The sequence below is a fragment of the Sphingomonas insulae genome, assembly GCF_010450875.1.
Classification (GTDB): domain Bacteria; phylum Pseudomonadota; class Alphaproteobacteria; order Sphingomonadales; family Sphingomonadaceae; genus Sphingomonas; species Sphingomonas insulae.
The window spans coordinates 1,332,858-1,357,932 of the sequence record NZ_CP048422.1; the positions used below are offsets into that span (position 1 = coordinate 1,332,858).

General features: G+C 66.7%; 24 protein-coding genes. 13 read left to right on the forward strand and 11 right to left on the reverse strand.

The genetic code is table 11. From position 1 onward, the window contains the following. Positions 1 to 380 precede the first annotated feature (380 nt). The 3 genes from acnA to GTH33_RS07925 form a co-directional block, all read right to left on the reverse strand. Positions 381 to 3,065: an aconitate hydratase AcnA gene (gene acnA, locus GTH33_RS07915; protein ID WP_163957955.1), complete on the reverse strand. Its 2,685-nt coding sequence runs from the start codon at positions 3,063 to 3,065 to the stop codon at positions 381 to 383. A 160-nt stretch (positions 3,066 to 3,225) separates the two neighbouring features. Beyond that, complete coding sequence (locus GTH33_RS07920) at positions 3,226 to 3,858, reverse strand: GAF domain-containing protein (RefSeq protein WP_163957956.1); 633 nt, start codon at positions 3,856 to 3,858, stop codon at positions 3,226 to 3,228. Positions 3,859 to 3,956: 98 nt separating this feature from the next. After that, positions 3,957 to 4,667 carry a L,D-transpeptidase family protein gene (locus tag GTH33_RS07925; protein WP_243848396.1) on the reverse strand — a complete coding sequence of 237 codons (711 nt, stop codon included), beginning with the start codon at positions 4,665 to 4,667 and terminating at the stop codon, positions 3,957 to 3,959. Between the two features lie 113 nt (positions 4,668 to 4,780). On the opposite strand from GTH33_RS07925, the gene GTH33_RS07930 reads away from it, so the two are divergent. The 6 genes from GTH33_RS07930 (at position 4,781) to GTH33_RS07955 (ending at position 7,932) form a co-directional block, all read left to right on the forward strand. Then, positions 4,781 to 5,386 (forward strand): hypothetical protein, encoded by a 606-nt coding sequence (locus GTH33_RS07930; RefSeq protein ID WP_249055046.1) that lies wholly within the window; start codon positions 4,781 to 4,783, stop codon positions 5,384 to 5,386. An 80-nt stretch (positions 5,387 to 5,466) separates the two neighbouring features. Beyond that, positions 5,467 to 5,775, forward strand: a complete 309-nt coding sequence (locus tag GTH33_RS07935) for a hypothetical protein (protein WP_243848395.1) — start codon at positions 5,467 to 5,469, stop codon at positions 5,773 to 5,775. 207 nt (positions 5,776 to 5,982) lie between these two features. After that, positions 5,983 to 6,555, forward strand: coding sequence for a helix-turn-helix domain-containing protein (locus GTH33_RS07940; RefSeq protein ID WP_249055048.1), 573 nt, complete (start codon positions 5,983 to 5,985; stop codon positions 6,553 to 6,555). Between the two features lie 40 nt (positions 6,556 to 6,595). Beyond that, entirely contained in the window at positions 6,596 to 6,946 is a 351-nt protein-coding gene (locus GTH33_RS07945) for a hypothetical protein (RefSeq protein WP_163957958.1), read from the forward strand. 45 nt (positions 6,947 to 6,991) lie between these two features. Next, a complete protein-coding gene (locus tag GTH33_RS07950) occupies positions 6,992 to 7,459 on the forward strand; it encodes a hypothetical protein (protein ID WP_163957959.1) in 468 nt (155 codons plus the stop codon). After that, positions 7,456 to 7,932, forward strand: a complete 477-nt coding sequence (locus tag GTH33_RS07955) for a hypothetical protein (RefSeq protein ID WP_243848393.1) — start codon at positions 7,456 to 7,458, stop codon at positions 7,930 to 7,932. The genes GTH33_RS07950 and GTH33_RS07955 overlap by 4 nt, the downstream gene beginning before the upstream one ends. Positions 7,933 to 7,939: 7 nt before the next feature. Here GTH33_RS07955 and GTH33_RS07960 read toward each other — a convergent pair whose 3' ends face one another. Then, positions 7,940 to 8,179, reverse strand: coding sequence for a hypothetical protein (locus GTH33_RS07960; protein ID WP_243848392.1), 240 nt, complete (start codon positions 8,177 to 8,179; stop codon positions 7,940 to 7,942). A 110-nt stretch (positions 8,180 to 8,289) separates the two neighbouring features. On the opposite strand from GTH33_RS07960, the gene GTH33_RS07965 reads away from it, so the two are divergent. After that, the gene (locus GTH33_RS07965; RefSeq protein ID WP_163957960.1) at positions 8,290 to 8,709 is read left to right on the forward strand and encodes a phasin family protein; all 420 of its coding nucleotides are present in this window, start codon (positions 8,290 to 8,292) and stop codon (positions 8,707 to 8,709) included. A gap of 86 nt (positions 8,710 to 8,795) precedes the next feature. On the opposite strand, the gene GTH33_RS07970 is transcribed toward GTH33_RS07965, so the two are convergent. From GTH33_RS07970 to GTH33_RS07985, 4 genes are read right to left on the reverse strand one after another with little or no spacing between them, the layout of a single operon-like run. After that, positions 8,796 to 9,299 (reverse strand): GNAT family N-acetyltransferase, encoded by a 504-nt coding sequence (locus GTH33_RS07970; protein WP_163957961.1) that lies wholly within the window; start codon positions 9,297 to 9,299, stop codon positions 8,796 to 8,798. A gap of 43 nt (positions 9,300 to 9,342) precedes the next feature. Beyond that, entirely contained in the window at positions 9,343 to 10,953 is a 1,611-nt protein-coding gene (locus tag GTH33_RS07975; protein WP_243848391.1) for an efflux transporter outer membrane subunit, read from the reverse strand. Then, entirely contained in the window at positions 10,950 to 14,234 is a 3,285-nt protein-coding gene (locus GTH33_RS07980) for an efflux RND transporter permease subunit (protein ID WP_163957962.1), read from the reverse strand. Before GTH33_RS07980 ends, GTH33_RS07975 begins: the two co-directional genes overlap by 4 nt. A 6-nt stretch (positions 14,235 to 14,240) precedes the next feature. Next, positions 14,241 to 15,437, reverse strand: coding sequence for an efflux RND transporter periplasmic adaptor subunit (locus GTH33_RS07985; RefSeq protein ID WP_163959752.1), 1,197 nt, complete (start codon positions 15,435 to 15,437; stop codon positions 14,241 to 14,243). 229 nt (positions 15,438 to 15,666) lie between these two features. Between GTH33_RS07985 and rpiA the strand changes: the two genes are divergently transcribed. The 6 genes from rpiA to GTH33_RS08015 all read left to right on the forward strand — a co-directional run bounded on the left by rpiA (position 15,667) and on the right by GTH33_RS08015 (position 22,339). Further along, the gene (gene rpiA, locus GTH33_RS07990; protein ID WP_163957963.1) at positions 15,667 to 16,359 is read left to right on the forward strand and encodes a ribose-5-phosphate isomerase RpiA; all 693 of its coding nucleotides are present in this window, start codon (positions 15,667 to 15,669) and stop codon (positions 16,357 to 16,359) included. A 72-nt stretch (positions 16,360 to 16,431) separates the two neighbouring features. Then, positions 16,432 to 18,525, forward strand: coding sequence for a transketolase (gene tkt / locus GTH33_RS07995; RefSeq protein WP_163957964.1), 2,094 nt, complete (start codon positions 16,432 to 16,434; stop codon positions 18,523 to 18,525). After that, complete coding sequence (tal, locus tag GTH33_RS08000) at positions 18,525 to 19,649, forward strand: transaldolase (RefSeq protein WP_163957965.1); 1,125 nt, start codon at positions 18,525 to 18,527, stop codon at positions 19,647 to 19,649. The genes tkt and tal overlap by 1 nt, the downstream gene beginning before the upstream one ends. Before the next feature lie 136 nt (positions 19,650 to 19,785). Further along, positions 19,786 to 20,769 carry a phosphogluconate dehydrogenase (NAD(+)-dependent, decarboxylating) gene (gene gnd / locus GTH33_RS08005; RefSeq protein WP_163957966.1) on the forward strand — a complete coding sequence of 328 codons (984 nt, stop codon included), beginning with the start codon at positions 19,786 to 19,788 and terminating at the stop codon, positions 20,767 to 20,769. Continuing rightward, positions 20,766 to 21,596 carry a Cof-type HAD-IIB family hydrolase gene (locus tag GTH33_RS08010; RefSeq protein WP_163957967.1) on the forward strand — a complete coding sequence of 277 codons (831 nt, stop codon included), beginning with the start codon at positions 20,766 to 20,768 and terminating at the stop codon, positions 21,594 to 21,596. The genes gnd and GTH33_RS08010 overlap by 4 nt, the downstream gene beginning before the upstream one ends. Beyond that, positions 21,593 to 22,339 (forward strand): HAD-IIB family hydrolase, encoded by a 747-nt coding sequence (locus GTH33_RS08015; protein WP_163957968.1) that lies wholly within the window; start codon positions 21,593 to 21,595, stop codon positions 22,337 to 22,339. Before GTH33_RS08010 ends, GTH33_RS08015 begins: the two co-directional genes overlap by 4 nt. 174 nt (positions 22,340 to 22,513) lie before the next feature. Here the strand turns inward: GTH33_RS08015 and glnA are convergent, their stop codons facing one another. The 3 genes from glnA to GTH33_RS08030 all read right to left on the reverse strand — a co-directional run bounded on the left by glnA (position 22,514) and on the right by GTH33_RS08030 (position 24,991). Then, the gene (glnA, locus tag GTH33_RS08020) at positions 22,514 to 23,926 is read right to left on the reverse strand and encodes a type I glutamate--ammonia ligase (RefSeq protein WP_163957969.1); all 1,413 of its coding nucleotides are present in this window, start codon (positions 23,924 to 23,926) and stop codon (positions 22,514 to 22,516) included. A gap of 37 nt (positions 23,927 to 23,963) precedes the next feature. Next, positions 23,964 to 24,302, reverse strand: a complete 339-nt coding sequence (locus GTH33_RS08025) for a P-II family nitrogen regulator (RefSeq protein ID WP_163957970.1) — start codon at positions 24,300 to 24,302, stop codon at positions 23,964 to 23,966. 353 nt (positions 24,303 to 24,655) lie between these two features. Then, on the reverse strand, positions 24,656 to 24,991 hold the full coding sequence (locus GTH33_RS08030) for an arsenate reductase family protein (protein WP_163957971.1): 336 nt from the start codon (positions 24,989 to 24,991) through the stop codon (positions 24,656 to 24,658). Positions 24,992 to 25,075: the final 84 nt, after the last annotated feature.

Genomic DNA, 25,075 nt, shown 5'->3' on the forward strand with positions numbered 1-25,075 from the left:
TTGCAGCGATGTGGGTGGGCTTGGCTTTGGGGGTGGCGATTTAACGGCTGTCGGGGGTGTAGGACAGCGGGTCGTGGTTTATCGTTGCTGTTCACGAGGTTGCAGACAGTGGCGTCCTACAGGCGTGGCGCACCCGCCCTCACCCTGCGCCGCCTTCGGCGTCTTTCCCTCTCCCGATGGGAGAGGGACGGCGGCGCGTAGCGATAGACGGGCGCGATATTGGTGACTGGCGCACCGCGCTTACCCTCGCCCTATCGCCGCCTTTCGGCGTCTCTTCCCTCCCCCCGGTGGGAGGGGAATGGGGCGGATCAGGCATTCTGACAAAAAAGGGGAGGCGCCTTGCGGTGCCTCCCCCTTCGATGGTGCGGTGAGCGCGCCGTTTATGCGGCGAGCTTGCGCAGCACGTATTGGAGGATGCCGCCGTTGAGGAAATATTCCAGCTCGTTGACGGTATCGATGCGGCAGCGCGTCTCGAACGTCTCGGTCGTGCCGTCGGCGCGGGCGAGCGTGACGGTGACCGTCTGGCGCGGACGCAGGTCGGCGACGCCGGTGATCGTGAAGGTTTCCGATCCGTCGAGCTTCAGCGTCTCGCGGGTCACGCCGTCTGCGAACTGGAGCGGCAGGACGCCCATGCCGACGAGATTCGAGCGGTGGATGCGTTCGAAGCTTTCGGTGATGACCGCGCGCACGCCGAGTAGGTTGGTGCCCTTCGCCGCCCAGTCGCGCGACGAGCCGGTGCCATATTCCTTGCCCGCGACGATGACGAGCGGCGTGCCGTCCGCCTTGTGACGCATCGCGGCGTCATAGATCGGCATCGTTTCGCCGTTATATCGCGTCATGCCACCCTCGACGCCCGGCACCATCTCGTTCCGGATGCGGATGTTGGCGAAGGTGCCGCGGACCATGACATGGTCGTTGCCGCGACGTGCGCCATAGCTGTTGAAGTCGGCACGGCTGACCTGCCGCTCCATCAGCCACTTGCCCGCCGGGCTGTCCGCCTTGATCGACCCTGCCGGCGAGATGTGGTCGGTGGTGATCGAATCGCCGAGGATCGCGAGCGGCTTTGCCTCGATGATGTCGGTGATCGGGCGCGGCGTCATTTCCAGACCGTCGAAATACGGCGGGTTGGCGACATAGGTCGACCCCGACGGCCACGCGTAGGTGTCCGACTGGGTGATGTCGATCGCCTGCCACTTGCTGTCGCCGGCATAGACGTTGCCGTAGCGCGACCGGAACATCGTATCGTCGATGTTCGCCGCCATCACGTCGGCGATTTCCTGGTTGGTCGGCCACACGTCCTTCAGGAACACGTCCTGACCGTCGGTCCCCTGGCCGAGCGGCGTTTCGGTCATGTCGAGCGTGACCGTTCCCTTCAGCGCATAGGCGACGACGAGCGGCGGCGAGGCGAGGAAGTTGGCGCGAACGTCGGGCGACACGCGCCCTTCGAAGTTGCGGTTGCCCGACAGGACCGAGGCGGCGACGAGATCGTTTTCGTTGATCGCGGCCGAGATCGGGCCCGGCAGCGGTCCCGAATTGCCGATGCAGGTGGTGCAGCCATAGCCGACCAGGTTGAAGCCGATCGCGTTGAGGTCGGTGGTGAGGCCGGCCTTGTCGAGATAGTCGGTGACGACCTGCGAACCGGGGGCGAGGCTGGTCTTGACCCACGGCTTGGGCTTGAGGCCCAGGGCGTTCGCCTTGCGCGCGACGAGGCCGGCGGCGACCAGCACCGACGGGTTCGAGGTGTTGGTGCACGACGTGATCGCGGCGATCACCACGTCGCCGTCGCCGATGTCATGGCCACGCTCGGGCACGTCGACGCGGGTCGGGCGCTCCTTGTGATAGATCTTGAACAGGTCGCCGTTGAACACCTCGTCGACCTTGCCCAGGCTGACGCGGTCCTGCGGGCGCTTCGGGCCGGCGAGGCTGGCGGTGACGCTGCCCATGTCGAGTTCGAGCGTGTCGGTGAACACCGGTTCGGGCGCATCGTCGAAGCGCCAGAAGCCGTTCGCCTTCGCATAGGCCTCGACCAGCGCGATGTTCTCGTCGGACCGCGCGGTGAGGCGCATATAGTCCATCGTCTTGTCGTCGATCGGGAAGAAGCCGCAGGTGGCGCCATATTCTGGCGCCATGTTGGCGATGGTCGCACGGTCGGCGAGCGTCATGGAGGAGAGGCCGGGGCCGTAGAATTCGACGAAGCGGCCGACGACGCCCTTGGCGCGCAGCATCTGGGTAACGGTGAGCACGAGGTCGGTCGCCGTGATGCCTTCGCGCAATGCGCCGGTCAGCTTGAAGCCGACGACTTCGGGGATCAGCATCGAGACGGGCTGGCCGAGCATCGCCGCCTCCGCCTCGATCCCGCCGACGCCCCAGCCGAGCACGCCCAGGCCGTTGATCATCGTGGTGTGGCTGTCGGTGCCGACGAGCGTGTCGGGATAGGCGATCGCCGTGCCGTCGCCATGATCGCCGACGCTGTCCGACGACCACACCGCCTGGCCGATATATTCGAGGTTCACCTGATGGCAGATGCCGGTGCCCGGCGGCACCACCTTGAAATTGTCGAGCGCGGCCGAACCCCATTTCAGGAATTCGTAGCGTTCGCCGTTGCGCTGATATTCCAGTTCGACGTTATCGTCGAACGCCTGCGGCGTGCCGAATTCGTCGACCATGACCGAATGGTCGATGACGAGGTGGACGGGAACCTGCGGATTGATCTTGGCCGCGTCGCCGCCCAGCTTGGTGATCGCATCGCGCATCGCGGCGAGGTCGACGACGCACGGCACGCCGGTGAAATCCTGCATCAGCACGCGCGCCGGGCGATACTGGATCTCGCGGTCCGAACGGCGTTCCTGCTGCCAGTCCACGATCGCCTGCACGTCGGCCTCGGTCACGGTCTTGCCGTCCTCGAAGCGGAGCATGTTCTCGAGCAGCACCTTCATCGAGAAGGGCAGGCGGCTGATGTCGCCGAATTTCGCTGCGGCCTTTTCCAGGCTGTAATAGTCGTAGGTCTTGCCGCCAACCGTCAGGGTCGTGCGGGTATTCAGGCTGTCCTGGCCGATGGCGGTCATCGTGGTTCCTTCGTTATGCCCAGGGCGCACGGGGAGGCGGCGGGTCAGCCGCGCGCGCGCGAGAGCGCTTCAGCAAAAGCGTATGTCTCCGCGGCCTTAGCAAGGGGTTTCCGGCGGGGGAAGCGCATATGCTGCGCCTGCGTGAAACGGTGTCGCGGCGTCAGGTAGAGCGCAGCGCGTCGACTTCGACGATCACCTGTTCCAACCGGGCGAGTTCGGCGGTGGCGCCGAGCAGGTCGAGCGCCACCCACGCCTTCATCAGGTGATCGCCGGCCTGATCCAGCCACTGCGCGCGTTCGGTCGGCTGGCGGCCGGCGGCGCGCAGGTCGACCCGCATCTCGATCGCGGCAACGGTGCGGCGGGCGAGATCGACGAGCGTCGCCTGCTCCTGCGCATCGAGGCCGTCGCGCGGCTTGGTGTCGATGACGCAGATCGTGCCGATGCGGGTGCCATCGCGCATGGTCAGCGGCGCGCCGGCGTAGAAGCGGATGCCGGTGCCGCCGGTGACGTTGGGATAGTCGTGGAAGCGGGGATCGACGGTGGCATCGGGGACGACCATGACGCCGTCCTGCTCGACCACCCTGGCGCAGAAGGATTCCTCGATCGGGGTTTCGACGACGTCGAGGCCGATACGCGCCTTGAACCATTGCCGGCGCGCCTCGACGATCGAGATGGTCGAGATCGGCGTGCCCAGTTGCTGCGCCGCAGCGGCGACCAGCGCATCATATTGGTGATCCGCCAGCGGTTCGTGCAATCCGTAACGATCCGCGTTGCCGTCCGTCTCGTTCGCCATGATCATCCCCGCCTCGTCCCTGCGCGGCAACGTAGCAGCGGCGAAAACGGACTCCACTATATTCCTAACGGTGCGTTAAGAAACTTGACTGATCCAGATCATAATTTGTCGTCGTGGCCGACGATCGCCTCGCCGGTGGCCAAAGTCTTGCCGCGGGTGATGATGACGCGGTCGCCGAGCTTCGCCTCGGCGAACAGCAACTTGGCGAAGGCGGTGGGGACGCCGATGCAGCCGTGGGTGGCATAGCCCCAGGCGACCTCGGTGCCATGGACCGAGACGCCGTCGTCGGTCAGCCGCAACGTATAGGGCATCGGCGCGCCATAGATGCTGGAGACGTGGTGCGCGTCCTTCATCGTGATCGGGAAGCTGCCGAGCGGGGTCGGCTTGTCGTCGGTGCCGTACAGGATCGCGGCGGCGCCGATCTCATACCCGCCGCGGAACACCGACAGCACCTGCGCGGCGAGATCGACGGTGATGATGACCGGGCCGTCGGGAATACCCTTGGTATCCCAGGCGTAATCGCCGAACTTGATCGGACCGATGTCGAGCACGCGCTTGACGACGAGCGGGTCGGGGGTCGGGGCGGACGTCGGCGTGGACAGCGGGCCGGGTGCTGGCATCGCCTGTCGCCGGACAGGCAATGCGGCGGCCGGGGCCGCGGTCGGGGCGGCGAGCGCGGACGATGCCGGCGGGTGCGGCACGACCGCCGGGGCGCGGCGATCGACGCCGACGGCCGCCGCAGCGGCGATGCCGAGCGCCGCGACGGCGAGGATCAGCTTGGCCGCGATGGCCTGGCGACGGTCGGCCAAACGATGCTCCCGGGATGGCGAGGCGGCGAGGATGCGCCAGATTCGCGCGCCAGGCTAGCCGCGGGATCGCGCCGTCCCGTCGCGAGACAGATGGCGGCCGCGTCAACGATCGGGTGACGTGCTGGCGCGCGGCGGCGGCGCGCGATAGCATCGGCGCGATGGCGAAGCTGAAGGTCTATCGCACCCCGATCGGGTTTCACGATGCCTATGTCGCGGCGCCAAGCCAGAAGGCGGCGTTGCAGGCCTGGGGCAGCACGCGCGACCTGTTCGCGCGCGGCATGGCAGAGGTGGTGACCGACCCGGCGCTGACCGGCGCGGCGCTGGCGCAACCGGGGACGGTCATCAAGCGGTCGCGCGGCAGTGCCGCCGAGCAGATCGCCGCGTTGCCGCCGACGCGCAAGGCACAGCGGAAGCCGGTCGACGAGACACCCGACGTTGCCTCCGACCCCGAACCCAAATCCCCGCCCAAGCCCAAGCCCAAGCCCAAGCCCAAGCCCAAGCCCGATCGCGGTGCGCTTTCCGATGCCGACCATGCGCTGGCGGATGCCGTGGCGCGGCATCGCAGCGACGATCGCGCGTTGCGGGCCGAGGAGGCGGCGCTGGCCAAACGGCGGCGGACGATGGAGCGCGACCAGCAGGACGAACGGGCCCGGCTGGAGGCGGCACGGGAACGTGCGGCGGAGGCCTATGCACGGGCGCTGCGGCTGTGGAGAGGCTAGGCCGGGGACGGGCACGCCGGCGACCGGGCGGAACATTGCCCTGCGAACCGGGGTTGGATGGGCCTGAAAGGATCCTCCACATGTCCCACATCCCCAGTTCCGCGATGAAGCACGCCGGCCCCGTCCACCACGAGGACGCCGCGCCGCCCGCGCCGACCGCAGCGCAGGAGGCCGGTGCGGACTCCGGAGCGGCGGCCGGCATCGGCACCGGGGCATGGATCGCGATCGGCGGCACGTTGCTGGCGGGTGCCGCCGCGGCGATCGCGGTGCCGTTGCTGCGCGCCCGTGCCACCCCGGTGCCGACCCGCCGCGGCAAGAAGGCGACGCCGCGCAAGCCGGCGGGCAAGACGGCGCGCAAACCCAAGGCCGGCAAGGCCGCCAACGCCTGATCCCGCCCGGCGATCGGCACTCTGCGTCGCCCATCGGTCCATTGTGGTGGTTTTCGTGGCGGCATGGCCGATCCGTGTTACACGATACTACCAGTAACGAACGGATGGCCGACGACGGGTGGTTGGAGAAATCAGGGTAACAGGCAGCGGGTGGCCGGCTGGCATGATGCGCTTGCATCGTCGCGCGTCCGGCGAGACAGCGGTGTGGTGACCGACCCCAACCGATTCGACCGGCTGACCCGACGCCACCGCGAATGCCTGCGCGGGGTGCGCGAACTCAAGGGTTCGAAGGAAATCGCCGATGCGCTCGGCATCGAAAAATCGACTGTCGACAAATATCTGACCGAGGCGGTGAAGGTGCTGGGCGCCCGCAACCGGCGCGAGGCCGCCTTGCTGCTGGCCGATCACGACGCCCGCGAGCAGGTGGCGGATGCCGCCGGGCCGACCGAAAAGGCCATCGATGCGACCCCCGATAAAATGGGGGGTGATTTTACACGGCTATCCGTTTCCCCTTTTCCCCTGCCATCCGCTGCTTCGCCGGACGAGGTGATCGTCGGGGCACCGGGGGTTTCCGGGGAGGCGCCTTCCAGGCCGCGTTCCCCGGGAATCCGGTTGCCCTTCCGGCGGGAAGGACAGAGGGACAACGACCAGACGGTCGGTGACCGGTTGATCTGGATACAGGCCATTACGTTGGGCATCGCCATTGCGTTCGGGATGCTCATGACCGGCCTGCAGGTATTGACCGGCCTGATCGAAAACGTCGCCCAACGCCTTCCCTGACTCCAGCGCGAGCATCCCGTCACGGGATGGAAAGGTGGCCATGTCCTACGCGAATACCCAAGCTGCGGCCGATGCCGTGTCGCAGTTGCTGTGGCGTCTCGAGGTCCAGCTCGACGAAGCCTTCGCCACCGGTGGCGAATTGCTCGCCGCGCTGCCCCGGGCGCGCACCGCCGCCAACCTGCCGGCGATCGCCGGGCAGCAGGCCTTCGAAGTTCTCGGCCAGGCGATCATGGCGATCGGTGCGGCGCGCGGTCACACCGTCGCCGGCCACCGCGTCATCGAAAAGCTTGGCAAGCAGATCGGGATCGAGAAAAGCTTCGGCGATGAATTGCCGAAGCCGGAATTCGCCCCGACGGGTGCCGACGTCAGTCATCTGCGCGTCGCTGCCTAGGTGTCATGGCCTGGCCTCCAGATTGCTCCTTTGGCCGGCCAAGCCATGACACACGTCATGCTGTTCAACCTGCTGCTGTTCGGCGCGTGCGGCTATGCCTTCTGGGCAGGTGGCGCGCCCGAACGGTGGACCGCGGCGGTGTTCGTGCTGGGCGGGATCGCGACGTCGGTGCTGCCGTTCCAGCAGCGCCTGAGCTACCATTCGGTGTTCTGGCCACTGCTGAGCGTCGATGCGGCGATGCTGGTCGTCCTGATCGGGATCGCGTTGCGGGCGAACCGCTTCTGGCCGCTGTACGTCAGCGCGCTGCACCTCATCACGATCGCGATCCACGGCGTGAAGGCGTTCCAGCCGGACCTGGTGCCTTGGATGTATGCGGGCGCGAGCAGCAAGATCGCCTATCCGATGCTGATGCTGCTGGCGATCGGCGCGTGGCGGCATCGCCATCGACTGAACCGTTTCGGGAGCGACCGCGACTGGTCGCCCCTGCGCAAGCCGGAATATGACCGATCATGAGTGCCGACATCCGGTTGCTGCGCTGGCCCGAGCGCGACCGCGACGATTACGAACGCCTTGCCGCCGCCATCGAACGCGTCGCGCGGGTGGCGGCGCGGGGGCGCGGCGAGATCGTCGCGACCGTGCCGACCGGCCCTGAGGAGCCCGACGACGTCGAGCGGGCGCAGGCGCTGCTCGATTATCGCCGGTATCGCGATGCGGCGGCCGGGCCGTTGGCGGAATTGTTCGGGGAGCCGGGCTGGGACATCCTGCTGACGCTGTTCGTCGCCCTGGAGGAGGGGCGGACGATGGCGCCCGCCGCCATCGTCGAGTCGATCCCGATCCGGCCCGCCGTGCTGATGCGCTGGCTGAAGGTGCTGGCATCGCGCGACCTGATCTGGACATCGTCCCACGACGGGCAGGCCATGCCGGATGTGGTGTCGTTGACCGATGCCGGCGTGGCGCTCGCGCTGCGCTGCATCGGCAAGGCCTGAAACGGCGTCAGCCGTCGATCAGGCGATCGGCCTCTTCACGCATGATCTCGACACCCTGGCAGACGTGCAGACCCGCCACCGCCAGGTCGAGATCGTCGGCAAGTCGCATTAATTCCTCGCCAAGCGCGACCGCGCGCAGCAGCAATTCGGCCCGAATCCTGCGGGTAGCGGGGTCGTGATCGGGAATCGTCATCGCGGCGGGTTTTACCCGCGACGCGGCGCGACGCAACGGCTGGAATCGCTTCATGCGCGGCGGTCGCACGGGGCGGGTGGAGCAAAGCGGGACAACGCACGTTGATCGATGCGACAGGCCGTTGCGGAGGGGGACCCCGTTGGCGGCACGATGACAGGAGAGCGATGATGGCGGATGAGAATGGCGGCGGTCAGGATGGCGCAGGCCCCATGGGTGGAGCCGCCGGCGAGGCGATGCGCGATGCGGCCGACAAGGTGCGCGCCGGTTTCACGGACCATGTGATGGACCCCGCCCGCCGCGCGGGAGAGGCTATGCGCGCCTCTGGCCAGAAGGTGGCGGATGGCAGCGCGACGATCGGTCTCAAGATCATCGAACAGGCCGAACGCAATTCCCATCAGGCGTTCGAGGCGATGCGCGAGGCGGCGCAGGCCAAGGACCTGAGCGAGGTGATGCGGATCCAGGGCGAGTATCTGCGCGAGCAGGGCCAGCGTTCGATGAACCAGGCGCGTGAGATCGGCGAACTCATCATGCAATTCGGCCGCGACGCCGTGTCGCCGCTGCGGCCCGGCGGCAGCAACGACTGACGGGTCGACCGCCGCGTCGTTCGCCTTACGACGTGGCGGATACGCCGGCTGGACCGGCGATACGGCCGGCCCGACCGGCCAGCAAATCAGATCGACGGCATCGGGCGGGCCAGCACCAGCAGGTCGTGCGCGACGCCGTCGCTGGCGCGGACATGACCGGTGAGCGTCGCCTCGCGGCGAAAGCCCAGCCCTTCGAACAGGGCGATCGAAGCGGCCTGATCGGGCGTCATCGACGCGGTGAGTTTCGCCAGGCCATGGGCATGCGCGATGGCGAGCAGTGCCTCGAGCAGGTCGCGTCCCAGTCCGGCGCCGCGCCGGTCCGGTGCCACCAGCAGGCGAACCTCGCCGACATGGCCGCTCCAGCCGAGCGGGTCGCGAACTAGCGCCGCGGTGGCGACGATCGCGCCGCTATCCTCGGCGACGAGGCTGTCGATCCAGCCTTCGCCGATCGCCTGCTGCCATGCCTCGATCACGCGGGCATGGCGCAGGTCGCGGCCGAGGAACAGCAGATCGTGTTCGGGCAAAGTCGCAGCAAAGGCCAGCATCGCCGCATCGTCGGTCGGGCGGAAACGGCGGATCGTGTGGCTCATGCGGACGCTCCTGTCATGGATCGGGCCTGTCATGGATCGGGGCTTACGCCGGGCGGGGCGTGCCACCCGGCGCGACCGGCTGCGGACCTTGCGGTGTCGCCTCCAGCGACGAATCGCCACCGAGCACACGGTATAGCGTCACGCGATTGCTGGCACCGATCAATGTGGTCGACACCAGGGTGCGCTGCGCAGTGTAGAACGAACGCTGCGCATCGAGGCTGGACAGGAACGTGTCGATGCCGCCCTGATAGCGCGCGTTGACCAGCCGCAGCGTATCCGCTGCGGCGGTCTGGAAGTTGGTTTGTGCGCGCAACTGCGCCGCGAGCGTACCCTGGCGGGCGAGCGCGTCGGCGGTTTCCTGGAATGCGGTCTGGATCGTCTTTTCGTAGGTGGCGAGCGCGGCGTCGCGCTGCGCCTCGGTATAGCGCACGTTGTTGCGGGCAGCGCCGGCCTGGAAGATCGGATAGCTGACCGATGGCGCCACCGAATAGTTGAACGCGCCGCCCGAAAAGAGCGACGACAGCGCCGTGCTGGCGAAACCGACCAGCCCGGTCAGCGAGATACGCGGGAACAGCGCGGCGCGCGCCGCACCGATTTCGGCATTGTAGGCGCGCAGTTCGTATTCGGATTGCACCACGTCGGGGCGGCGCAGCAGGATGCCGCTGTCGAGACCGGCCGGCAATGTGGCGATCGTCGTCTGCGCCTCGTCGATCGAGGCGGGGAGCAGCGCGGCATCGACCGGCGCGCCGACCAGCAATTGCAGCGCGTTGGCATCCTGCGCCACCAGCGTGGTCTGCTGCGCAAGGTCGGCGTTGGCGGTTTCGAGGATCTGTTCGGCCTGGCGCAGGTCGGTGCGGGCGCTGATCCCCCCTTCCAGCCGGGCGCGGGTAAGGCGGACGCTCTTCTGCGCGCTGGTCGCCGTGTCGCGCGCGATCTTGAGCAGGCTCTGGTCCGCGGCATAGGTGAGCCACGCGTCGGCGATGTCGCCGACCAGCGTCAGGCGGGTGGCGCGCGCGCCAGCCTCCGTAGCGAAATAGCGATCGAGCGCGGCGCGGGACAGCGACCGGATACGGCCGAACAGGTCGAGTTCGAAAGCGGTGGTGCCGACCGATGCGGAAAAGGCGCTGTTGCCGGCGCTGCTGGTGGTGATGGTGCCCGTATTGGTGCCGGTGCCCCCCGTACCTGTGCCCCCGGTGCCCGTACCCGTGCCAGTGCCCGTACCTGTGCCGCCGGTCCCGGTCCCGCCCGTTCCCGTACCGCCGGTACTGCCGCTGCCCGCCACGCTGCGTGCGCCAATGCCGCCGCCCGAATAGGTGTAGCGGCCCGAGGCATCGACCGCCGGGAACAGGTCGGCACGCTGGATGCGATATTGCGCGCGGGCGGCGGCGATATTGGCCGCGGACACGCGCAGGTCGCGGTTGTTGACCAACGCGCGGTCGATCAGAGTTTGCAGGCGCCGGTCCCTGAACACGTCGCGATAGGTGATCGCCGGCAACGCCGCCTCGCTCTGGCGGAGGTAGGCGTCGCCGACCGGCCATGACGCGGGGACCGGCAGTTCGGAGCGAACGTATTTCGGCTCCATCGAACAGCCGGCGAGGGCGCTGCCGCCAAGGGCGAGGGCGAGGATCAGGCGAGCATGGATCCCGGGCATCATGCAGGCTCCGGCTTGGGGGCGGGGGGCTTGGGGGCGGGGGGCGTTGTTGCCGGATTCGCGGGCGGCATCGGGGGCGCAGGGGGGTGATCGTCCTGCCCGCCCTGGTGTCCGGTGGGGCGGCCACGCAGCTTGGCGATGCCGTCGCGCACGCCGCGGCGGACCAGCACGAAGAACAGCGGGATGTAGAAGATCGCAAGGAAGGTCGCCGACAGCATGCCGCCGATCACCGCGGTACCGATTGCAATGCGGCTGTTCGCGCCCGCGCCGGTCGAGATCGCCAGCGGCAGCACGCCGAAGATGAAGGCGAACGACGTCATCAGGATCGGGCGAAGGCGGATCTTGGCGGCTTCCAGCGCGGCATCGATGACGCGCGCGCCTTTGCGTTCGGCCTGTTCGGCGAATTCGATCATCAGGATCGCGTTCTTCGCCGCCAGCCCCATCGTCGTCAGCAGCCCGATCTGGAGGTAGACATCGTTGGTGAGGCCGCGCAGCGTCACGAAGGCGATGGCGCCGATCAGCCCGAGCGGGATGACGAGCAGCACGGCGAACGGGATCGACCAGCTTTCGTACAGCGCCGCAAGGCACAGGAAGACGACCAGGATCGACAGGCCGTAGAGCAAGGGCGCCTGACCCGAGGACAGGCGTTCCTGATAGGACAGGCCCGCCCAGGCGACCGAGGTGCCGGGGATTTGCGCCGCCAGTTCCGTCATGCGGGCCATCGCATCGCCCGAACTCTTGCCGGACGCGGCAGAGCCCTGGAATTCGTAGGACGAGATGCCGTTGAACCGCGACAGCGTCGTCGGGGCGGTCGCCCAGCCGGTGGTGGCGAAGGACGAGAAGGGCACCATCTGGCCGCTGGAGCCGCGCACGAACCATTTCTTCAGATCGTCGGGCGCGGACCGATAGGGGGCATCGCCCTGCACATACACCCGCTTGACGCGGCCGCGGTCGATGAAGTCGTTGACGTACTGGCCACCCCAGGCGGTCGTAAGCGTCGAATTGGCATTGGTCTGGGTCAGGCCCAAAGCGGCCAGTTTCTGCTGGTCCATGTCGACGCGCAACGTCGCGATGTCGGGCAGTTCGGTCAGGCGGACGGAGGCAAGCAACGGATCCGCATTCGCGGCGGCGAGCAGCTTGTCGCGCGCGGCGGCGAACTGGTCCTGGCTGAGGCCGCCGGTGTTCTGCAATTCCATGGTGAAGCCGTCGGACTGGCCGAGGCCGCGTACCGCCGGCGGCACCAGCGCAAACACCTGTGCATCGCGCAGGCCGCGGAACGCGCCGGATGCACGGCCGGTAATCGCATCCGCCGTGTTCTCCTTGCCCTTGCGCTGCGACCAGTCGACGAAGTTCAGGAAGCCCTGGCCGGTGTTCTGGCCACTGACGCCGCCACCGCCGCCGCCCGCGACGGTGAACAGGACGGAGGTGTTCTTGCCCTCGTTGTTCGCGAAATATTGCTCGACCTGCCGTTGCACCTGCAACGTGCGCGCCTGTGTCGCACCCGGCGGCAGGCGGAACTGCACAATCGCCGAACCCTGGTCCTCGGTCGGCAGGAAGCCCGTCGGCAGGCGCAGGAACAGCCCGGCGAGCAGGGCGACGAAGCCGAGGTAGAGGAGCAGGAACAGCCATTTGCGATTGACCACCGCCATCACCGCGGCGGTGTAGCGTTCGACGCCGCGATCGAAGGTGCGGTTGAACCAGTCGGCCGCCTTGGTGCCCCATCCGGCGATCCTGGGGAAGCGGCGCTTGAAACCCTGGTTCTCCTCTGCCTCCTTCGACTTCTGCTTCAGCAGCGAGGCGGTGAGCGCGGGACTGAGGATCAGCGCGACGAGCACGGACAGGACCATCGCCGCGACGATGGTGAGCGAGAACTGGCGATAGATGACGCCGGTCGATCCGCCGAAGAACGCCATCGGCAGGAACACCGCCGACAGGACGAGGGCAATGGCGATCAGCGCGACGGTGATCTCGTTCATCGATTCGATCGTCGCCTCACGCGGGCTCATGTCGGGATTTTCCTCCATCAGCCGCTCGACGTTCTCGACGACGACGATGGCGTCGTCGACGAGCAGGCCGATGGCGAGGACGAGACCGAACAGCGTCAGCGTGTTGATCGAGAAACCCGCGAGATAAAAGACCGCGAAGGTGCCGAGCAGCACGACCGGCACCGCGATCGTCGGCACCAGCGTGGCGCGCCAGCTTTGCAGGAAGACGAACATGACGATGACGACGAGGATCACCGCCTCGATCAGCGTCTTGACGACTTCCTCGATCGACAATTTGATGAAGGCGGTGGTGTCGTTGGCGTAGGCGACCTTGAGGCCGGGCGGGAAGGTCTTGGCGACGCGCGTGATCTCCGCCTTTACCAGCTCGGCCGTCTCCAGCGCGTCGGCGCCGGGGGCGAGCAGCACGGCGATGCCGGCGCCGGGATGGCGGTTGATGCGGCTGACCGCGGCATAGCTCTCTGCGCCGAGTTCGATGCGACCGACGTCGGACAGGCGCACGGTGGCGCCGGACGGCAGCGTCTTGATGATGATGGCGCGGAATTGCTCGGGCGTCTGGAGGCGCGACTGGGCGGTGACGGTCGCGTTCAGCATCTGTTCGGGGCCGGACGGCAGGCCGCCGACCTCACCCGCCGCGACTTCGGTATTCTGGTTCTGGATCGCGGTCGTGATGTCCGATGGGATCAGCGAATAGCTGGCGAGCCGTTCCGGGTTCAGCCAGATGCGCATCGCATATTGCGACCCGAACACGTTGGTGTCGCCGACGCCCTGCACACGGCCGAGCGGGTCCTGGAGGTTGGAGACGAGATAGTCGCTGACGTCCTGGTTGGTCTTGGTATCCGTCTCGTCATAGACGCCGGCGATCAGCAGGAAGTCGGGGTTCGACTTGCGGACGACGAGGCCCTGCTGCTGCACCTGTTGCGGCAGACGCGCGACCGCCTGCTGCACCTGGTTCTGCACCTGCACCTGGGCGATGTCGGGGTCGGTACCCTTGTCGAAGGTCGCGGTGATCGTCACCGCGCCGCGGCTCGACGAGGACGAGCTGAAATAGAGCAGGCCGTCGATGCCGGTCAGCTGCTGTTCGATGACCTGCGTCACCGAATTTTGCAGCGTCTGCGCCGATGCGCCGGGGAAGGTGGCGCGTATCGACACCTGCGGCGGCGCGACGTCGGGATATTGCGCGATCGGCAGGCTCATAATCGCGCCGACGCCGGCGAGCATGACGATGATGGCGAGCACCCATGCGAAGATGGGGCGATCGATGAAGATGCGACTGATCATGGCGGCTTAGCCGGCCTTGCTTTGCGAGGCGCCCTGTTGCTGCCCGTCCTTGCCCTGTTGCGGTGGCTTCACCACCTGCGGGCTGTTCGCCGGCACCGCCTTGACCTGCGCACCGGGGCGCAGGTTGTTGAGGCCCTGCGTGATGATCTTGTCACCGGGGTTGAGGCCGGTGGTCACCACCCAATAGCGGCCCTGCGTGCGCGCGGCGGTGACGGGCTTCTGCACCGTCTTGCCGTTCTGGCCGACCAGCATCACCGTCGCATTGCCCTTGGCATCGCGGCTCAGCGCTTCTTGCGGCACCAGGAATGCGCGTTCGTTGATCGCCTGAGCGAAGCTTGCCCGCACGAACATGCCCGGCAGCAGGATGCCTTGCGGATTGGGGATGCGCGCGCGCAGCGTCACCGTGCCGGTTTCGGTATTCACCAGCGCTTCGGAGAATTCGACGCTGCCGGTCTGGCCATAATCGCTGCCGTCCTCCAGCTTCAGCCGGACCTGCGCCGTCGTCGGCACGATGCCGTTTTGCGACAGGCTGCGGCGCAGCGAGAGCATGTCGGCGGCGGACTGCTGGATGTCGACGAACATCGGGTCGAGCCGCTGGATCTGCGCCAGCGGGTCGGTCTGGCTGGCCGATACGAGTGCGCCAACGGTGAACAGCGACCGGCCGATCCGCCCGGTGATCGGCGCGGGGACGGTGGTGAACTTGAGGTTGATCCGTGCCGTTTCCAGCGCCGCGCTGGTCTGCGCGACCGATGCGGTGGCCTGACGCGCGGAGGCGATCGCGTTCGTATATTCCTGCTTCGACACCGCCTCGATCGCGGCGAGCGGGCGATAGCGTTCGGCCTGGATCCGCAAGGCCTCCTGATTGGCGCGGGCGCTTTGCAGGTTCGCCTGCGCCTCGTTCGCCGCAGCCCGGTACAGGCGCGGATCGATTTCGTAGAGCGGCTGGCCGCGCTTCACCAGCGATCCTTCGGTGAAGAAGCGGCGGCGGATGATGCCGTTGACCTGCGGGCGGACGTCCGAGCTTTCGTAGGCGCTGGTACGCGCGGCGAGTTCGGTGACCATCGCCGCGCTGGTCGGCTGGACGACGACATAGCCGACGGTGGTGGGGCCGCGCCCGGCGCCGCCTGCACCGCCCTTGCCGGCCCCCTTGTCCTGCGATTCGCTGTTGCCGCATCCGGCCAGCAACAGGGCGATCGCAGTCATGGTGACGCCGGTGAACAACCGGTGGGTCCGGGTCGAAGCAATGGTCAAATGGGTCACCCGGCTCGTGTCTCGGCTTGCACAGCCGCTGCTGCGCGACAATGCGCGGCTACGGCGATCGGTTGCTCTTGCTGCCCTAATGGCGGGGTTCGTTGCGGAAAAGCAACCCGGACCGGCGTTGTCGCCCGGTTATTAATGTCGCAAAATGTAGCAATACAGATAGGAACCCGTCATGACCGACCCGGCAGATCCCGCCGATTTCGACAAGGCGGCCGCCGGCCGGGCGGCGGTGGCAGAGGTGCAGGACGGCATGCTCGTTGGCCTCGGCACCGGATCGACCGCGACGCAGGCGATCCGGGCGCTGGGCGCGCGGGTGGCGCAGGGGCTGGCGGTGCGGGCGGTCGCGACGTCGCGGGCGAGCGAGGCGCTGGCGCGGCAGCTCGGCATCGTCATGCTGGATTTCGCCGACGTGCCGCGGGTCGACCTGACCATCGACGGCGCGGACGAGATCGACGACCGGCTGTATGCGGTCAAGGGCGCTGGCGGCGCGATGCTGCGCGAGAAGGTGGTGGCGGCGGCATCGGACCGGATGGTGGTGATCGCCGACGGGTCGAAGCGGGTGGCGACGATCGGCGCGGCCAGGGTGCCGGTCGAAATCCTGCCGTTCGCGCACGCATCGCTGATGGCGGCGCTGGGCGAGGGCGCGGTGCTGCGCATGCAGGCGAACGCGCCCTATCTGACGGACAATGGAAACTGGATCGCGGACGGCCGGTTCGACTTGCACGATCCGGTCGAAACAGCGGCCTGGCTGGACACTATCCCCGGCGTGCTGGGTCACGGCCTGTTCCTGACCGAGGTCGATGGCGCCTATATCGCCGACGCCGGGGTCGTTTCGCGGCTGGAACGGGACGGCCCGTCTCGTTAAAGGCGTCCGCAACCGCAACAGATCGGGCGTGCAGGCGTTCGACGCAGGGTTAGAGCGAGGGCATTCATTCCCATGACCGATACCAAGACCGCCGCCACCGGCGCGACCGATCCGATGCTGCACGAGGATGGCTCGCTGTCGCGCCTGACCATCGATACGATCCGCACCCTGTCGATGGACGCGGTGCAGAAGGCGAATTCCGGCCACCCCGGCACGCCGATGGCGCTGGCGCCGGTCGGCTATACCCTGTGGTCGCAGTTCCTTCGCTACGATCCGTCGCGTGCCGACTGGCCCAACCGCGACCGCTTCGTGCTGTCGGTCGGCCACGCCTCGATGCTGCTCTACAGCCTCATCCACCTCGCCGGGATCGAAGAGATCGATGCGGACGGCAACAAGACCGGCCGCGCGGCGCTGACCCTCGACGACCTCAAGGGTTTCCGCCAGCTCGCCTCGCGTACCCCGGGCCACCCCGAATATCGCCACACCACCGGGGTCGAGACGACGACGGGGCCGCTGGGCGCGGGCTGTTCCAATTCGGTCGGCATGGCCATTGCCGAACGCTGGCTCGCCGCGCGCTACAACCGCCCTGACTTCACGCTGTTCGATCATGACGTCTACACGCTGTGCGGCGACGGCGACATGATGGAGGGCGTCGCGGCCGAGGCGGCGAGCCTTGCCGGGCATCTCAAGCTCAGCAACCTCTGCTGGATCTACGACAGCAACCACATCTCGATCGAGGGTGGCACCGACCTGGCGTTCGACGAGGACGTCGGCCTGCGCTTCCAGGCCTATGGCTGGAACGTCATCCACCTCGACGACGCCAACGACACCAAGGCGTTCGCCAGGGCGATCGAAACGTTCAAGGCCACCGACGATCGGCCGACCTTCATCGTCGTCCATTCGGTGATCGGCTATGGGAGCCCCAAGGCGGGCAGCGAAAAGGCACATGGCGAGCCGCTGGGCGAAGACAATGTCCGCGCCACCAAGAAGGCATATGGCTGGCCGGAGGACAAGAGCTTCTACATCCCCGAGGGCGTGGCGGAGCGTTTCCGTAGCGCCATCGCCGATCGCAGCGAGCCGCTGCGCCATGCATGGGAGGCGATGCTGGCCAAATATGGCGAGGCCTATCCCGACCTCGGCGCCGAACTCGACCTGATGCTCAAGGACAAGCTGCCCGAGGGCTGGGATGCCGACATCCCCGAATTCCCGGCCGATGCGAAGGGTCTCGCCAGCCGCGATTCCGGTGGCAAGGTGCTGAACGCGCTGGCGGCCAGGGTGCCATGGCTGATCGGCGGGTCCGCCGATCTGGCGCCATCCACCAAGACCGACATCAAGGGCAAGGCGTCGTTCGAGGCGGACAATTACGGCGGCCAGAACTTCCACTTTGGCGTGCGCGAACATGGCATGGGCGGCGTGGTCAACGGCATGACGCTGTCGCATCTGCGCAGCTACGGTTCCACCTTCCTGGTGTTTGCCGACTATATGCGTGCGCCGATCCGCCTGTCGGCGATCATGGAGCTCGCCAGCGTCTGGGTGTTCACGCACGATTCGATCGGCGTCGGCGAAGACGGTCCGACCCACCAGCCGATCGAGCATCTGGCGACGCTGCGCGCGATCCCCGGTCTCGACACGATCCGTCCCGGCGATGCGAACGAGGTCGCCTATGCGTGGCGTGCGGCGCTGGAGGATGCCAGCCGTCCGACCGCGCTGATCTTTTCGCGCCAGGCGCTGCCGACGCTCGACCGCGGCAAATATGCGGCTGCCGAGGGCGTGATGAAGGGCGGCTATGTGCTGGCCGATTGCGACGGTACGCCGGACGTGATCCTGATCGCGACGGGCAGCGAATTATCGCTGGTCGTCGATGCGCACGAAAAGCTGGCCGCCGACGGGGTGAAGAGCCGCGTCGTCAGCCTGCCGAGCTGGTATCGCTACGAACTGCAATCCGACGATTACAAGGAAAGCGTGCTGCCATCGGCCGTGCCGTTGCGCCTCGCGGTCGAACAGGCCGGCGAGATGGGCTGGCATCGCTATGTCGGGTTGAAGGGGAGCACGATCACCATGTCGACGTTCGGTGCCTCCGCCCCCATATCCAAGCTGCAGGACAAATACGGCTTCACCCTCGACAATGTCGTGAAGGTGGCGCGCGAGATGCTGGAGACGAAGTGATGGGTAAGCTCAACGACCTCTCGGCTGCGGGAACCGCGGTTTGGCTCGACTTCGTGGATCGCAAGTTCCTCGAGGCCAAGGGTCTGGAAAAGCTGGTGAACGAGGACGGATTGACCGGAGTCACCTCCAACCCGTCGATCTTCGAAAAGGCGATGGGCCATGGCGACGCCTATGATTCCAGTCTCGCCGAGTTCGATCGGACGAACCCCGACGCGGCGACGATCGACCGTTATGAGGCGCTGGCGATCCAGGACATCAAGGCTGCTGCGGAGACGCTGCGTCCCGTCTACGACCGGCTCGACGGCAAGGACGGCTATGTCAGCCTCGAGGTATCGCCCTACATCGCCGACGACACCGATGCGACGATCGCGGAAGCGGAAAAGCTGTGGCATGCCGTCGACCGCCCGAACCTGATGATCAAGATCCCCGGCACGCTGGCGGGCGGACCGGCGATCAGCGCGACGATCGCGAAGGGCATCAACGTCAACGTGACCTTGCTGTTCGCGCTCGACGCCTACATCCGCGTCGCCGAAGCCTATGCCACGGGCCTCGAAGAACGCGTGCGGCAAGGCCAGCCGATCGACCGGATCGCCAGCGTCGCCAGCTTCTTCGTCAGTCGCATCGACACGATGGTCGACAAGGAGATCGATCGCCGCGTGGGTGAGGGCGATGCCGATGCCGAGGCACTGAAGCGCCTGCGCGGCAAGGTGGCGATCGCCAACGCCAAGATGGCCTATCAATGGTTCCTGGAGTTCGAGAAGTCGGACCGGTGGCAGGCGTTGGCCGCCAAGGGCGCGCAGCCGCAGCGGTTGCTGTGGGCGTCGACCGGCGTGAAGGACAAGGCGTATCGCGATACGCTGTACGTCGACACGCTGATCGGTCGCGACACCGTCAATACGATGCCGCCGGCGACGATGGATGCGTTCCGGGAGCGCGGCACCGTGGCGGACACGCTGAACGAGGGCGTGGACGAAGCGCGGCAGGTGATGGCGGAGGCAGACCGGCTGGGGCTGAACCTGACCGGCGTCACCGACACGCTGGTGGCAGAGGGCGTCGCGTCGTTCGCCAAGGCGTTCGACGATCTGCTGGGCTCGATCGCGGCGAAGCAGCCGGCGGCTGCCTGACGTATCGTGGAGGAGCGGCGTCGGCGCGGCGCGGCTCCTCGCACGAGTGGGACTTTCGTGACCTTCGGCGACGCAACAACTCGGTCGCTGCCGGGTTGAACGGTCATTCCCCATAAACCTCCGCAGGACAGCAGATATGAAGATCGGAATGATCGGCCTTGGCCGCATGGGCGGGAACATGGCGCGCCGGCTGATGACGGGCGGACATGAGATCGTTGCCTATGACCGCGATGAGGAGGCTGTCCGCAAGCTTGCCGACGATGGCGCGATCGCAGCCACCTCGCTGGACGATGTGCGCGAAAAGCTGGGCGAGGGCGCGATCTGGTGGATCATGCTGCCCGCCGGCGCGATCACCGAACAGACGATCGAGGCGATCGCCGCCAAGGCCGCGAAGGGCGACGTCGTGATCGACGGCGGCAACAGCTTCTACAAGGACGACATCCGACGCGCCAAGGCGTTGGCGGAACAGGGCATCGACTATGTCGACGTCGGCACGTCGGGCGGCGTCTGGGGACGCGAGCGCGGCTATTGCATGATGATTGGCGGGCGCGAGGAGGTGCTGACCCGGCTCGACCCGATCTTCGAAACGCTGGCGCCCGGCATGGGCGACATCACGCGCACGCCGTACGACCGCCCCGATGGCGAGGACTGGCGCGCCGAAAAGGGCTTCATCCACGCAGGTCCCCCGGGCGCCGGCCATTTCGTCAAGATGGTGCATAACGGCATCGAATACGGCCTGATGCAGGCCTATGCCGAGGGTTTCGACATCCTGAAGTCGAAGGCGAGCGACAAGCTGCCCGAGGACGAACGCTTCGACCTCAACCTGACCGACATCGCCGAAGTGTGGCGGCGCGGCAGCGTGATATCGTCGTGGTTGCTCGATCTCTCGGCGATCGCCCTGGCGAAGGACGAGATGCTCGTCCAGTTCAGCGGCAGCGTCGCCGATTCGGGCGAGGGGCAATGGACGATCGATGCGGCGATGGAGGAAAAGGTCCCGGCCAACGTCCTCACCGCGGCGCTGTTCGCGCGCTATCGCAGCCGGATCGAACACACCTTCGGCGACAAGCTGTTGTCCGCCATGCGCTACGGCTTCGGCGGACATGTCGAGATGCCGCAGTGAGCGCTGACGAAGCGACCCTGCGCCTCGTCGTGTCGGACATCGACGGCACGTTGGTCGACAAGAAGAAACAGCTGACGCCCGCGACGGTCGCGGCGGTACGGCGGCTGGAGGATGCGGGCATCGGCTTCACCGTCATCAGTGCGCGGCCGATGTCAGGCATCATGCCGATCGCCGAGACGCTTGCGATCGATGCGCCGATGGCGGCGTTCAACGGCGGCATCATCTTCAATCGCAAGGGCGAGGTGAGCGAGCATCACGTCATCGACGCGGCCGTGGCGAAAGGCGTGATGGGAATCGCCGCCGACAGCCCGGTTGATATCTGGGTGTTCGCCGACAACATCTGGTACGCTTCGGATGACCAGGGCGCGCATGTCGGCAGCGAACGGCTGGCATCGAACCAGGCGCCGGTCGTCACCAGCGACTTTGCCGAACTGCTCAACCATGCCGACAAGGTGACCTTCGTCAGCGACGACCACGCGATGCTCGCCGACCTCGCGGAGCGGTGCAAGGCGGCGCATGGCGCAGACGCGACGATCGCGCAGAGCCAGGTCTATTACCTCGACGTCACCGCGCTCGCCGCCAACAAAGGTGACGGGCTGGTCGCGCTGGCCGCGACGTTCGATGAGCCGCTGCAGGCCGTCGCGGTCCTTGGCGACCAGTTCAACGACGTGCCGATGCTGACGCGCGCGGGCCTCGCCATCGCGATGGGCAACGCGCCCGACGGCGTGAAGGCGGTTGCGCACGCCGTCACCACCGGCAATGACGCCGATGGCGTGGCCCACGCCATCGACACGATGATCTTTCCCCGTATCGGAGTATCTGCATGAAAGACCTGATTGCCTTCGACCTCGATGGAACGCTGGCCGAGAGCAAGCAGCCCTTGCAGGAGCCGATGGGTGAAGCGTTGGCCGATTTGCTGGGCGTCGCGCATGTCGCGGTGATTTCGGGCGGAGACTGGCCGCAGTTCCAGAAACAGGTCGCCAGCCGCCTGCCGGCGCGGGCCGATCTGTCGAAGCTGTGGCTGATGCCGACGACGGGCACCAAGCTGTACACCTATCGCGATGGCGAATGGGGCGCCGTCTATGCCGAGCTGTTTGACGATGCGACCAAGGCGAAAATCCTGAAGGCCTTCGACGAATCGCTGGAAGCGACGGGTTTCGTGCCCGAAAGGACGTGGGGCGAGCGGATCGAGGATCGTGGCAGCCAGATCACATTCTCGGCGTTGGGCCAGGAAGCGCCCGTCGCCGAAAAGGAGCATTGGGACCCCAAGTTCGAGAAGCGCAAGGTGATCCAGGCGGATCTCAAGCAGCGGTTGCCGGGCCTGTCGATCAATATGGGCGGCGCCACCTCGATCGACATCACGCAGGAGGGCGTCGACAAGGCCTATGGCCTCAAGAAGCTGCGCGACGAAAGTGGCATCGCGCTCGATAAGATGATGTTCATCGGCGATGCGATCTTCCCCGGCGGCAACGACTATCCGGCGAAGGAGCTGGGGCTTGATACGGTGCGGGTGCGCGATCCGGAAGAGACCATCTCGGTGGTGACCGCTATCGTCGCCTGCCAGAAGTAACGCTTCGATATCATCCAAAGGGGGCGCCGGTCGGGAGATCGGTGCCCCCTTTTCGTGCGCGCTCGAATGGTAGCGGGCTGTCGGGACCAGCGAGGGGCGCCCGGCCCGGCCGGACGCCCCCTTTGGCAGACCCGTGGTTGGGCCGGGCCGCACCGCGCGCCCGGCCCGGTCGCCTCAGGCGCTGTAGTACATGTCGTATTCGACCGGCGAAGGGGTCATTTCCCACCGCGCGACTTCGGCCCACTTTATCTCGACATAGGCTTCGATCTGGTCCTTCGAGAAGACGTCGCCCTTGAGCAGGAAATCATGGTCGGCGGTCAGGCATTCCAGCGCCTCGCGCAGCGAGGAACAGACGGTCGGGACCTGGGCGAGCTCTGCCGGGGGCAGGTCGTACAGGTTCTTGTCCATTGCCTCACCCGGGTGGATCTTGTTCTGGATGCCATCGAGGCCCGCCATCATCAGCGCCGCATAGGCAAGATAGGGGTTGGCCATCGCATCGGGGAAGCGGACTTCGACGCGCTTCGCCTTGGGGCCGGTGCCGTAGGGGATGCGGCACGACGCCGAACGGTTGCGCGCGGAATAGGCGAGCAGCACCGGCGCTTCGTAGCCCGGCACCAGGCGCTTGTAGCTGTTGGTGGTCGGATTGGTGAAGGCGTTGATCGCCTTGGCATGCTTGATGATGCCACCGATGAAATACAGGCACATGTCCGACAGGCCGGCGTACTTCTCGCCCGCGAACAGCGGGGTCTTGCCGTCCCAGATCGAAAAGTGGGTGTGCATGCCCGAACCGTTATCTTCCTTGATCGGCTTGGGCATGAAGGTCGCCGACTTGCCATAGGCATGCGCGACCTGATGGACGACGTACTTGTAGATCTGCATGCGGTCGGCGGTGGTGGTGAGCGTGCCGAAGGTCATGCCGAGTTCGTGCTGCGCGGCCGCGACCTCGTGGTGGTGCTTGTCGCAGGGCAGGCCCATTTCGAGCATGGTCGAGACCATCTCGCCGCGGATATCGACCGCGGAATCGACCGGCGCGACCGGGAAATAGCCGCCCTTGGCGCGCGGACGGTGGCCGAGGTTGCCGCCTTCATATTCGCGACCGGTGTTGGTCGGCAGTTCGATATCGTCGATCTTGAAGTAGGATTCGGCGTAGTTCGTGTCGAACTGCACGTTGTCGAACATGAAGAATTCGGCTTCGGGGCCGACGTAGACGGTGTCGCCGATGCCGGTGGTCTTGAGATATGCCTCGGCGCGCTTGGCGGTCGAGCGAGGATCGCGGGCGTAGAGTTCACCGGTCGACGGTTCGACGACGTCGCAGAACACGATCAGCATCGGGGTGGCCGAGAACGGATCGGTGTAGACCGCGTCCAGATCGGGCTTCAGCACCATGTCGGATTCGTTGATCGCCTTCCAGCCTTCGATCGACGAACCGTCGAACATCAGGCCGTCGGTGAACTCGTCCTCGCCCATGACGCTCGCGACCATGGTCAGATGCTGCCACTTGCCCTTGGGGTCGGTGAAGCGCAGATCGACCCATTCGATCTCTTCTTCCTTGATCTTGTTCAGGATGTCGTTGGCGGTGGCAGCCATGTGCGTGTCTCTTTCGTAGTGACGATAGTGAGAAAAGTCAGATCGCGGCTTCGTCGCGTTCGCCGGTGCGGATGCGCAAGGCGGTCTCGACGGGGATGACGAAAATCTTGCCGTCGCCGATGCGACCGGTCTGCGCGGCAGCGGCGATCGCCTCCACCACGCGGTCCGTCAACGCATCCTCGACGACGACCTCGAGCTTCACCTTGGGGAGGAAATCGACGACATATTCGGCGCCGCGATAGAGTTCGGTATGGCCCTTCTGGCGCCCGAAGCCCTTGGCCTCGGTCACGGTGATGCCGCTGACGCCGATCTCATGCAGCGCTTCCTTCACCTCATCCAGCTTGAATGGCTTGATGATGGCTTCGACCTTCTTCACCGGCACACGCCCCTAGATTGAACCCTCGCCCCGAGCGCGGGTGTTGCACCAAACGTGCCAGCCCGCGCCCCGCGGGGCAACACGGATTCGGACGGATTTACTGCCTTCGAAACGGGCAGTTCGGCGCCTGCTGCCCGGCGATTGGGCATCGAGCCGATTTTCGAGTCGGAGGCGCGGAAGTTGCCGAAGTTGACACTACGTGCGCGTCGAAATCGCTTCCCCGCCGACACCCTGCGGTGATGGTTCGGGCAGGGGCGAGGGTGGGCCATGGCGGCAGGATAAGGGTGCGCGATCATGTAGGACAGCGATATTCGCGGCCGTCGCCGCGATCCTGCCTTCACCGGAGAGCATCGTCAGAGGATGGCGAGGACGCGTTCGGGCGGGCGGGCGAGGACGACGCCCTTGGGGGTTTCGACGAGCGGGCGCTGGATCAGGATCGGGTCGATCGCCATGGCCTTGAGCACGTCGGCGTCGCTGGCATCGACCAGTGCCCTGGCCGCCGGTTCGGTCATGCGCAGGCCTTCGCGTGGGGAGAGCCCAGCGCGGGCGTAAATGCGGGCGAGTTCGGCGACCGTCGGCGGGTGCCGGAGGTATTCGACGATGGTGACGTCGGCGCCGGCTTCGGTGAGCAGGGCGAGCGTGCTGCGCGAGGTGCCGCAGCGCGGGTTGTGGTAGATGGTGGCGTTCACTTGCCGGGTCTCGGCGGGAGGGGTGGCGCGGGGTGTGGGTGAGTGCTCGTCGGTTGCCGCATCGCGCTTGTCCTCACCCTTCCG

Bases quoted from the DNA above. Each gene is read 5' to 3' on its own strand.
- GTH33_RS07975 (WP_243848391.1), bottom strand. From the start codon at position 10,953: ATGATGCCCGGGATCCATGCTCGCCTGATCCTCGCCCTCGCCCTTGGC.
- gnd (WP_163957966.1), top strand. From the start codon at position 19,786: ATGAAGATCGGAATGATCGGCCTTGGCCGCATGGGCGGGAACATGGCG.
- GTH33_RS07945 (WP_163957958.1), top strand. From the start codon at position 6,596: ATGTCCTACGCGAATACCCAAGCTGCGGCCGATGCCGTGTCGCAGTTG.
- glnA (WP_163957969.1), bottom strand. From the start codon at position 23,926: ATGGCTGCCACCGCCAACGACATCCTGAACAAGATCAAGGAAGAAGAG.
- acnA (WP_163957955.1), bottom strand. From the start codon at position 3,065: ATGACCGCCATCGGCCAGGACAGCCTGAATACCCGCACGACCCTGACG.
- GTH33_RS07955 (WP_243848393.1), top strand. From the start codon at position 7,456: ATGAGTGCCGACATCCGGTTGCTGCGCTGGCCCGAGCGCGACCGCGAC.
- GTH33_RS08015 (WP_163957968.1), top strand. From the start codon at position 21,593: ATGAAAGACCTGATTGCCTTCGACCTCGATGGAACGCTGGCCGAGAGC.
- GTH33_RS07970 (WP_163957961.1), bottom strand. From the start codon at position 9,299: ATGAGCCACACGATCCGCCGTTTCCGCCCGACCGACGATGCGGCGATG.
- GTH33_RS07985 (WP_163959752.1), bottom strand. From the start codon at position 15,437: ATGACTGCGATCGCCCTGTTGCTGGCCGGATGCGGCAACAGCGAATCG.
- GTH33_RS07920 (WP_163957956.1), bottom strand. From the start codon at position 3,858: ATGGCGAACGAGACGGACGGCAACGCGGATCGTTACGGATTGCACGAA.
- GTH33_RS07960 (WP_243848392.1), bottom strand. From the start codon at position 8,179: ATGAAGCGATTCCAGCCGTTGCGTCGCGCCGCGTCGCGGGTAAAACCC.
- GTH33_RS07935 (WP_243848395.1), top strand. From the start codon at position 5,467: ATGTCCCACATCCCCAGTTCCGCGATGAAGCACGCCGGCCCCGTCCAC.
- GTH33_RS07950 (WP_163957959.1), top strand. From the start codon at position 6,992: ATGACACACGTCATGCTGTTCAACCTGCTGCTGTTCGGCGCGTGCGGC.
- GTH33_RS07980 (WP_163957962.1), bottom strand. From the start codon at position 14,234: ATGATCAGTCGCATCTTCATCGATCGCCCCATCTTCGCATGGGTGCTC.
- tal (WP_163957965.1), top strand. From the start codon at position 18,525: ATGGGTAAGCTCAACGACCTCTCGGCTGCGGGAACCGCGGTTTGGCTC.
- tkt (WP_163957964.1), top strand. From the start codon at position 16,432: ATGACCGATACCAAGACCGCCGCCACCGGCGCGACCGATCCGATGCTG.
- GTH33_RS07965 (WP_163957960.1), top strand. From the start codon at position 8,290: ATGATGGCGGATGAGAATGGCGGCGGTCAGGATGGCGCAGGCCCCATG.
- rpiA (WP_163957963.1), top strand. From the start codon at position 15,667: ATGACCGACCCGGCAGATCCCGCCGATTTCGACAAGGCGGCCGCCGGC.